At 76.4% G+C, this 8,010-nt stretch carries 9 protein-coding genes; 3 read left to right on the top strand and 6 right to left on the bottom strand.

The annotated features are described in order from the left end of the window. Positions 1-7: 7 nt before the first annotated feature. Together ACYQBY_RS20390 and ACYQBY_RS20385 are read right to left on the bottom strand one after the other, a co-directional pair. On the bottom strand, positions 8-688 hold the full coding sequence (locus tag ACYQBY_RS20390) for a winged helix-turn-helix domain-containing protein (protein WP_459645730.1): 681 nt from the start codon (positions 686-688) through the stop codon (positions 8-10). A gap of 79 nt (positions 689-767) precedes the next feature. Further along, positions 768-1,961, bottom strand: coding sequence for a sensor histidine kinase (locus tag ACYQBY_RS20385; protein WP_459645729.1), 1,194 nt, complete (start codon positions 1,959-1,961; stop codon positions 768-770). 240 nt (positions 1,962-2,201) lie between these two features. Here ACYQBY_RS20385 and phoU point away from each other — a divergent pair, with 240 nt between their 5' ends. Next, positions 2,202-2,948 carry a phosphate signaling complex protein PhoU gene (gene phoU / locus ACYQBY_RS20380; protein ID WP_459645728.1) on the top strand — a complete coding sequence of 249 codons (747 nt, stop codon included), beginning with the start codon at positions 2,202-2,204 and terminating at the stop codon, positions 2,946-2,948. Positions 2,949-2,980: 32 nt separating this feature from the next. Further along, the gene (locus tag ACYQBY_RS20375; protein ID WP_459645727.1) at positions 2,981-3,643 is read left to right on the top strand and encodes a hypothetical protein; all 663 of its coding nucleotides are present in this window, start codon (positions 2,981-2,983) and stop codon (positions 3,641-3,643) included. Positions 3,644-3,734: 91 nt separating this feature from the next. On the opposite strand, the gene ACYQBY_RS20370 is transcribed toward ACYQBY_RS20375, so the two are convergent. Next, positions 3,735-4,478 (bottom strand): phosphoglyceromutase, encoded by a 744-nt coding sequence (locus ACYQBY_RS20370; RefSeq protein ID WP_459645726.1) that lies wholly within the window; start codon positions 4,476-4,478, stop codon positions 3,735-3,737. A gap of 117 nt (positions 4,479-4,595) precedes the next feature. After that, complete coding sequence (gene mshA / locus ACYQBY_RS20365; RefSeq protein WP_459645725.1) at positions 4,596-5,891, bottom strand: D-inositol-3-phosphate glycosyltransferase; 1,296 nt, start codon at positions 5,889-5,891, stop codon at positions 4,596-4,598. Between the two features lie 192 nt (positions 5,892-6,083). Between mshA and ACYQBY_RS20360 the strand changes: the two genes are divergently transcribed. Then, on the top strand, positions 6,084-6,866 hold the full coding sequence (locus ACYQBY_RS20360) for a class I SAM-dependent methyltransferase (RefSeq protein ID WP_459645724.1): 783 nt from the start codon (positions 6,084-6,086) through the stop codon (positions 6,864-6,866). Between the two features lie 3 nt (positions 6,867-6,869). On the opposite strand, the gene ACYQBY_RS20355 is transcribed toward ACYQBY_RS20360, so the two are convergent. Both ACYQBY_RS20355 and dtd read right to left on the bottom strand, forming a co-directional pair. Continuing rightward, complete coding sequence (locus ACYQBY_RS20355; RefSeq protein ID WP_459645723.1) at positions 6,870-7,433, bottom strand: beta-class carbonic anhydrase; 564 nt, start codon at positions 7,431-7,433, stop codon at positions 6,870-6,872. Between the two features lie 57 nt (positions 7,434-7,490). Then, positions 7,491-7,916, bottom strand: coding sequence for a D-aminoacyl-tRNA deacylase (gene dtd / locus ACYQBY_RS20350; RefSeq protein WP_459645722.1), 426 nt, complete (start codon positions 7,914-7,916; stop codon positions 7,491-7,493). Between the last annotated feature and the right edge of the window lie 94 nt (positions 7,917-8,010).

Here is an 8,010-nt window from a genome sequence, read left to right as displayed (position 1 = left end):
CCACGTCTCACGCCTCGTACTTGTAGCCCAGGCCGCGGACGGTCACCAGGTGCTTGGGCGAGGACGGGTCCGGCTCGATCTTGGCCCGCAGCCGCTTGACGTGGACGTCCAGCGTCTTGGTGTCCCCCACGTAGTCCGAGCCCCACACCCGGTCGATGAGCTGCACGCGCGTCAGGACCCGCCCGGCGTTGCGCAGCAGCATCTCCAGCAGCTCGAACTCCTTCAGCGGCAGCGAGACGGTCTCGCCGTTCACCGTCACGACGTGCCGGTCGACGTCCATGCGCACCGGCCCGGCCTCGACCGTGGTCTGCAGCAGCTCCTCCGGCTCGGCGCCCCGGCGCAGCACCGCGCGCACCCGGGCCAGCAGCTCCCGGGAGGAGTACGGCTTGGTGACGTAGTCGTCCGCGCCGATCTCCAGGCCCACGACCTTGTCGATCTCGGAGTCCTTGGCCGTCAGCATGATCACCGGGACGCTGGAGCGGGTCCGCAGCTGCCGGCACACCTCCGTCCCCGGGATGCCGGGGAGCATGAGGTCGAGCAGGACCAGGTCGGCGCCGGCACGCTCGAACTCGTCCAGGGCGGCGGGACCGGTGGCGGCCACCGACACCTCGTAGCCCTCCCGCCGCAGCAGGTACGACAGGGGATCGCTGAACGACTCCTCGTCCTCGACCAGGAGGATGCGGGTCACGGTGTGTTCTCCTCGTTCAGGGTGCGGAACCGGTGGATGGGTCGGAGGGGCGGCACGGGGCCCGCCCGGGCCGGGGAGCTCACCGCGGCTGCGCCCCGGAGGGAGCGACGGCGGGCGGCCGCACGGCTCCCGGGGCGACGGCGGCGATGTCCGTGGCGTCGGGCAGGCGCAGCGTGAACGTCGAGCCCTCCCCGACGACGCTCCACACCGTCACCTCCCCCCGGTGGTTCGCGGCGATGTGCTTGACGATGGACAGGCCCAGGCCCGTGCCGCCCGTCAGCCGCGAGCGCGCCGGGTCGACCCGGTAGAAGCGCTCGAAGATGCGGTCGAGGTCGGCGGCGGGGATGCCCACGCCGCGGTCGATGACGGCGATCTCGACGGAGTCGCGGACCCGGCGGGCCTCCACGACCACCCGGCTGCCCTCCGGGGAGTAGGCCACGGCGTTGTGGACGAGGTTGCGCACGGCGGTGACCAGCAGCTCCCGGTCCCCCGCCACCCGCAGGCCCCGGTCACCGGCCACGACGACCTCCGCGTCGCGCGCCTGCACCACCGAGCCCGTCCGGTCGACCGCCTCGGCGACCACCTCGTCGACCTCCAGCAGCCTCGGCTGCACCACCCCCGGCGAGGACTGCAGCCGGGACAGCTCGATGATCTCCTTGACGAGGTCGGCCAGGCGGACGGACTCCCGCTGCATCTGGGAGGCGAAGTGGCGCACCGCGTCGGGGTCGTCGGCCGCACCCGCCACGGCCTCGGCGAGCAGCGACAGCGCACCCACCGGTGTCTTCAGCTCGTGGCTCACGTTGACCAGGAAGTCGCGGCGGACCTCCTCGACGCGGCGGGCCTCGGTGCGGTCCTCCACCAGCAGCACGACGTGGTGGGCGCCGAGCCACGACACCCGCGCGTGCACCAGCAGCGGGCCACCGGCCAGCGGCCCCGCGGGCAGCTCCAGCTCCGCCTCGTGCACCGCCCCGTCGCGGCGGCACTGGCGGACCATCTGGCGCAGCTGGGGGTGCACGAGCTCGCGGCCGGAGACGATGCCCGCGGCGTAGGCGGCGGCGCTGGCGCGCACCACGTCGTCCTCGTCACCCACCACGACCGCCGAGGAGCGCAGCACCGCCAGGACGTCCCCCACCCCCGCGGGCAGGTCGGTCGGGCGCACCTGGTCGCGCGGCGCCTCCTGCTGGTGCTCGCTGAACCAGAACGCGAGCACGGCCCCGGCGCCGACGACCGCGCCGACACAGCCGGCGAAGATGGCCAGCAGCTCGGGTGTCACGGCTCCCCCACGAGCACGAGGGTACGGCGGCGCCGGGGCTCCTCGGCGCGCAGCGACCCCCTACGGCGGGCGGACGCTCCCGCGGGGCGAGAAGTTCACCCACGCGATCCGGCCCGTTCACCGCATACTGTGAGCTTGGCGTGAGGACGCGGGTACCCGCTGTACCGACGGGGTGGTCGGCTCGCGGAAGGGGATCCCCGCCCCGAGACTGTGGCGCAGCCGGACGACGGAGGAGTGCACGTGCGGGACCAGTTCCACGGCGAGCTGTCGCTGATCGACGAGAGCCTCGTGCAGATGGCGCACCTCGCCGAGTCCGCGGTGACGCGCGCGACGACGGCCCTGCTCGACGCCGACCGCGAGCTCGCGGAGAGCGTCATCGCAGCCGACCAGCGCATCGACACCCTCCACCACGAGCTGGAACAGCGCTGCCTGACCATCCTCGCCCGCCAGCAGCCCGTCGCCACCGACCTGCGCGTCGTCGTCACGGCCCTGCGGATGAGCCTGGACCTGGAGCGGATGGGCGACCTCGCCCGGCACGTCGCCAAGCTGGCCCGCCTGCGCCACCCCAACCCCGCCGTCCCCCCGGAGATGCGCGCCACCATCCTGCAGATGGGGCAGGTCGCCGAGCGCATCGTCGCCAAGGCCGCCAGCGTCATCGCCACCCGCGACCTCGACCTCGCGGGCGAGCTGGAGGTCGACGACGACGAGATGGACCAGCTGCACCGCAGCATCTTCCAGTTCCTGCTGTCCGGGGAGCGCACCCCCGGCATCGAGTCCGCCGTCGACCTCACCCTCTGCGGCCGCTACTACGAGCGCTTCGCCGACCACGCGGTCTCCGTCGCCCGGCGGGTCGTCTTCCTCGTGACGGGCCAGCACGTCGGGGACCCCGGCGGCGTCGGCACCGCCTCCACGAGCACGTCCTTCCCGCTGGTGTGGGACCGGCGCGCCGAGCCCCGCGAGGGCGGCGCGGCGACGGCCGAGGTCTGACGGCCCCACCGGCCGTCACGAGGCGTCCGCAGGTGCGGCGGCGGCACGGCGGCCGGTGGTGGGGGGCGCGCGCCCGGCCACCCGCGGGGCCGCTGCTGCTCGTGGCGGCGCTGGCCGTCCTGCCTTCCGCCTGCACCGGGGGGCCGCCCGCACCCGTGGACCCGGGCACCACCCCGGCCGCCTCCACCGCCGTCCCCGGCGGCACGGACCCACCGCCCACCAGTGCCGACGGCACCGCACCCGGGGGCACCGCCACCGGCCCCGCCGTGGACTGCGCGCGGGTGGAGGAGGCGAAGGAGGCCCTCGACGGGGCCATCGAGGCCGAGATGGACCGGCTCGGCGTCGGCGCCGGCGACCCGCGCGCCCCGTCGGTCTCCGCGATCGCCACCACCCTGCACGGCAAGGACTACCAGGCCGCCCTCGTCGAGGCGACCAGCGGCGCCACCCGCGCCGACGCCGAGCGCGTCCTCGGCTACTACGAGCACCTCGCCGTCGCCGTCGGGGACATCGACCTGCGCTCCGGCAGCGCCACGGACCTCGGCCTCGCGCTGCAGCGCATCGACGCCGCGAGCGCCGCCCAGGACCCGGCCGTGCTGGAGGCGCAGCAGCGGGTGCAGGCCCGGGTCGAGGCGGCGTGCACCGGCGAGCCCACCGCCACCGCCTCCACCCCGGCCGGCGGCACCGGCAGCACCTGAGCGGCGCCCCCGGGACGGACGGGGCCGGGGTGCCCGTGCGGCACCCCGGCCCCGTCCACCGCCCGGACCCCCGGTGGAGGTGTGGCCGGTCTCAGCGTCCCTGGTTCGCCACGGCCGCCGCGGCTGCCGCGGCCGCCGCCGGGTCCAGGTACTCCCCACCGGCCTGCACCGGGCGCAGGTCGTCGTCGAGGCGGTACAGCAGCGGGATGCCCGTCGGGATGTTCAGCCCCGCGATGGCCTCGTCGGAGATGCCGTCCAGGTGCTTCACCAGCGCGCGCAGCGAGTTGCCGTGCGCGGCGAGCAGCACCACCTTCCCGGCGCGCAGGTCCGGGACGACGGCCTCCTCCCAGTACGGCAGCATCCGGGTCACGACGTCCTGCAGGCACTCCGTGCGCGGCATGTCCGCGCCGAGATCGGCGTAGCGGGCGTCGCCGTCCTGGGAGAACTCCGAGCCCGCCTCGATCTCCGGCGGCGGGGTGTCGTAGGAGCGGCGCCAGAGCATGAACTGCTCCTCGCCGAACTCCGCCAGGGTCTGCTTCTTGTCCTTGCCCTGCAGCGCACCGTAGTGCCGCTCGTTGAGCCGCCAGGAGCGGCGCACGTCGATCCAGTGCCGGTCGGCGGCGTCGAGCGCCAGGTGCGCGGTCGTGATCGCCCGCCGCAGCAGGGAGGTGTGCACCACGTCGGGCAGGATCCCGGCCCCGGCGAGCAGCTCACCGCCCCGGGAGGCCTCCGCGCGGCCCTTCTCCGACAGGGGCACGTCCACCCAGCCGGTGAAGAGGTTCAGCGCGTTCCACTCGCTCTCACCGTGGCGCAGCAGCACGAGGGTTGCAGTCATGCGCCCGACCCTAGTGGGCCGCCGGGGCCGCCCGGACCGGCCCCGGACCAGCCCCGGACCGGCCCCGGACCGGCCCGGGCGCACCCCGGCGACCCCGCGGCAGGCTCAGCGGCAGGCTCAGCGGCGGCGCCCGCGGACCACCTCGCGGTACACCTCCGCCGTGGCCTCCGCCGTCGCCCGCCACCCGAACCCCGCGGCGTGCCGCACCGCCCCGGTCGCCAGCCGCGCCCGCCGCGCCGGGTCCTCCAGCAGCGCCTCCAGGCACACCGCCCACTCCGCCGGGTCGTGCGAGCCGACCAGCACGCCGGAGACCCCGTCGGCCACCGCGGTGCGCAGCCCTCCCACCGAGGCCGCCACCACCGGCGTCCCGCACGCCTGGGCCTCCAGCGCCACCAGCCCGAACGACTCCGAGTACGAGGGCACCGCCACCAGGTCCGCCGCGCGGTACCACTCCGCCAGCTCCGCGCGCGCCACCGGCGGCTGCACCCGCAGCACGTCGCCCAGCCCCGCCTCCCGCGCCAGGTCCGCCAGGGCGTGCGGGCGGTTGCGGCCCGTGCCGCTGAGCCCGCCCAGGACCGCCACGAGGAGGCGCCCGCGCCGCTGCGGGCGCCTCGCCAGCAGGTGCGCCGCCGCGCGCACCAGCACGTCCGGCGCCTTCAGCGGCTGGATGCGGCCCACGAACAGCAGCAGCTCCGCGTCGGCGGGCACCCCCAGCCGGGCGCGCGCCGCGGCCCGCGGGTCCGGACCCGCACCCGGCGAGAACGTCGCCAGGTCCACCCCCGGCGGCACCACGGACACCTTCTCCGGGGCGGCCCCGTACAGCTCCACCAGCTCCCGGCGCTCCTGCGCGGTGTTGGCGACGAGGCGGTCCGCGGCGTCCACCACCTGCTGCTCGCCGATGACGCGCCCGTTCGGCTCGGGGGTGTCGCCCTCGGCCAGGCTGGCGTTCTTGACCTTCGCCATCGTGTGCATCGTGTGCACCAGGGGGACGTCCCAGCGCTCCGAGGCCAGCCACCCCACCTGCCCGGAGAGCCAGTAGTGCGAGTGCACGAGGTCGTAGTACCCGGGCTCGTGGCGGGCCTCGGTCCGCAGCAGGTCCGCGGCGAAGGCGCACAGCTGACCGGGCAGGTCCTCCTTGGAGAGGCCCTCGTAGGGCCCGGCCGGCACGTGGTGGACCAGCACGCCCGGCACGTGCTCCACCACCGGCGGCTGGTCCGAGGACGTGGCCCGCGTGAAGATTTCGACCTCGGTGCCGCGGCGGGCCAGCTCCGAGGCCAGCTCCACCACGTAGACGTTCATCCCCCCGGCGTCACCGGTGCCGGGCTGCTCCAGCGGCGAGGTGTGCAGCGACAGCACCGCCACCCGCCTGGGGTCGGGCGCCGCCGTGCCCGGCCCCGGGCTCCCTCCGGTCATCGCTGCACTCCCGGCACCCGGTCCTGACGTCGCTACGGTTCGCCGGTGGCCGATCCCCCCTCCGGCGCCCGGCGAGGCGCTGCGCGCGCCGCCGGTCGCGCCCGGGAGGCGGGGGCGGCCGGCGACCCGCCCCGCGCGCAGTCTGCCTCCCCGCGCGGGCGCGGCGCACCAGCAGGGGGTGCCGCACGGCCCGTGGGGAGCATCACGCGCGGCACCACGAACCCGGACCGGCTGCGCCGGGTGGACCGCTGGCTGGCCGGGCCCGCCGCCGGGCGGCTGCGGGCGGCGGCCGACCCGCTCGTGGTGGACCTCGGCTACGGCGCCTCCCCCGTGACCGTGCTGGACCTGCAGCGGTGGCTGCGCCGCGTGCGCCCGGACGTGCGGGTCGTCGGCCTGGAGATCGACCCCGGGCGGGTGGCCCTCGCGCGGGAGCGCACGGCGCACCTGCCCGGCGCCCCCGGGTTCGCGCTCGGCGGCTTCGAGCTGCCCGTCCCCGGCCGGCCGGTGCTGGTGCGGGCGTTCAACGTGCTGCGGCAGTACCCCGAGGACGAGGTCGCCGGGGCGTGGGACCTGCTGCGCTCGCGGCTGGCCCCCGGCGGGCTGCTGGTGGACGGCACCTGCGACGAGGTGGGCCGCCGCGCCTCCTGGGTGGCGGTGGACGCGGCGGCCGGGCCGGTGTCGCTGACCCTCTCCCTGCGCCTGGGCGGGCTGGAGCGGCCCTCGGACGTGGCGGAGCGGCTGCCCAAGGCGCTCATCCACCGCAACGTGCCCGGGGAGCCGGTGCACGCCTTCCTGCGCGCCCTCGACGCGGCGTGGGCGCGGGCCGCACCGCTGGGCGCGTTCGGGGCGCGGCAGCGGTGGCTGGCGAGCTGCCGGGAGGTCGCGGCGGCGTACCCGCTGCTGGACCGCCCCGCCCGCTGGCGGCTGGGGGAGGTGACGGTGGCGTGGTCGGCGGTGGCCCCGCGGCAGCGCTGAGCCTCAGGCGGTGGCCGGGGACCGCGCCGGGACCACCGCGGGCACGGGCACCTCGCGCAGCCGGCCGCCCTTGACGTCGACGACGAAGCCGCGGATGTCGTCGCGGGCGGGCAGGAAGCGGTCCTCGCGCAGGCGCCGCACGCTGTCGCGCACGCTCGCGTCGAGGTCGCGGAAGGCACCGAGACGCCAGGCGGGCCGCACACCGGCATCGCTCTCCAGGGCGTCCGCGAAGGTCTCGTCCTCGGCGATCAGCATCCCGCAGTGGTCGTGCTGGATGACCATGACGGAGCGGGTCCCGAGCAGCCGCTGGCTCACCGCGAGGGAGCGCACGACGTCGTCGGTGACGATGCCGCCGGCGTTGCGGATGATGTGCGCTTGGCCGTTCTCCAGGCCGAGGACCTTGAAGACGTCGATGCGCGAGTCCATGCAGGTCACGACGGCGACGTGGTGCGCGGGCGCGGTCGGCAGCTCCGGCGGGAGCAGGTCCCCGGCGCGCGTGTGCGCCTGGTTGTGCTCCAGGTAGCGGTCGACGGGCGAAGGCTGGGGTGCGGTGTCCTCGACGTGCATCCGCACAGGGTAGGGCCGCCGCGGGGCGCGCCGGGCCGGCCGTCCCCCGACGCCGCCTCAGGCCTCCAGCAGGATCGTGACGGGCCCGTCGTTGACGAGCTCGACGGCCATGTCCGCGCCGAAGGAGCCGGTGGCCACCTGCAGGCCCCGCGCGCGCAGGGCCGCCACCACGGCCTGCACGAGCGGCTCGGCGACGGGCCCGGGGGCGGCGGCGTTCCAGGTGGGGCGCCGCCCCTTGGCGGTGTCGGCGTACAGGGTGAACTGGCTGACGACGAGGACGGGTGCGCCGGCATCGGCCGCGCCGACCTCCCCGCGCAGGATGCGCAGCTCGGCGACCTTGCGGGCGATGCGCTCGGCCTGCTCCGGCCCGTCGTCGTGGGTGACCCCGACGAGGACGAGGAGGCCGGGGCCCTCGACGGCGCCGACGACCTCGCCGGCGACGGTGACGCTGGCCCGGGTGACGCGCTGCACGACGGCTCTCACGGCGGAGCACTCTGCCGCAGCCACCGCGGGGCTCCCGCACCCGGCCCGCCGCGACCGGGGGCGGCGGGTGCGGCGCGGCGGTGCCGTGGGGGTC

The sequence above is a fragment of the Kineococcus anabasis genome (genome assembly GCF_054590795.1).
Note: the sequence above shows the minus strand (reverse complement) of the source record. Positions and strands in the feature narration are given on the sequence as shown.

Coding starts and splice junctions, on each gene's coding strand:
- ACYQBY_RS20370 (WP_459645726.1), bottom strand. CDS start 4,478: ATGACTGCAACCCTCGTGCTGCTGCGCCACGGTGAGAGCGAGTGGAAC.
- mshA (WP_459645725.1), bottom strand. CDS start 5,891: ATGACCGGAGGGAGCCCGGGGCCGGGCACGGCGGCGCCCGACCCCAGG.
- ACYQBY_RS20355 (WP_459645723.1), bottom strand. CDS start 7,433: ATGCACGTCGAGGACACCGCACCCCAGCCTTCGCCCGTCGACCGCTAC.